This is a genomic window from Rhodococcus sp. HM1 (genome assembly GCF_023218075.1).
Lineage (GTDB): Bacteria > Actinomycetota > Actinomycetes > Mycobacteriales > Mycobacteriaceae > Rhodococcus.
This window is the reverse complement of sequence record NZ_JALPTB010000185.1, coordinates 1-786: the sequence shown is the minus strand read 5'-3', so window position 1 is coordinate 786 and position 786 is coordinate 1. Positions and strand designations below refer to the sequence as shown.

Here is a 786-nt window from a genome sequence, read left to right as displayed (position 1 = left end):
GTGCCGGGATCGGCGGGGTGTCGGCGGTGATGGCGTCACCGGTGCTGCACGCTGTCACGACGACCGCGACGACCCCGAGCGTGCAGACGCGGGACCGGCGGACGATCCCCTGCATCGCGGATGAAACGGCTCTCACAGATCCGGACCGTAACCGAACCGGGCATTTCCGGACAGACCCCGCCCTCGTGACGGGCCCGTTTCACCCTCAGATCACCCTGTTGATCACCACCGGTGTGAGGGGGCGGCCACCGATGGAATCGGGGCCGCCGTCGTGTCCTGCCGCCGCCGCGGCATCGAGCACCGGCAGTCCGGATTCGCCGATGGTTCCGAAGACGGTGTACTGCGCCGGCAGCACGCTGTCGCCGAAGAACAGCAGGAATCGGCTGCCGTTGTTGTCGGCGTGTCCGTCCGAGGCCATCGCCAGCGTGCCGCGCGGGTGCAGCACCGGCGTCAGGAACCCGTTCGTCTGGGAGGTCACCGTGACCGGGTATTCGTCGGCGAATCGGTAGCCGGGTCCGCCGGTGCCGGTTCCCGTGGGGTCGCCGCACGTGAAGACGCGCGTTCCGGGCTCGTCGACCAGCCGGTCGCAGCCACTGCCGTTGTAGAAGCCCTGCCGGGCCAGATTGATGAAACTGTTGACCGCGCACGGCGCCTTCGCCCGCTCGAGCACGACGGGAATCGAGCCGGCCGTGGTGACGAGGGTGATCTTGACGGTCCCGGCCGTCGAGACCGTGGCCACCTGCGAGAACCGGGCCCGGGGCGTCGCGGGACCTCCCTCGGTGTACC

1 protein-coding gene is annotated in these 786 nt (G+C 69.6%); it reads right to left on the bottom strand.

The genetic code is table 11. The features are described 5' to 3' along the window. Positions 1 to 205: 205 nt before the first annotated feature. Positions 206 to 786, bottom strand: a 581-nt coding sequence (locus M1M07_RS32325) for a peptidylprolyl isomerase (RefSeq protein ID WP_248676782.1), incomplete at its 5' end; no start/stop codon positions are given.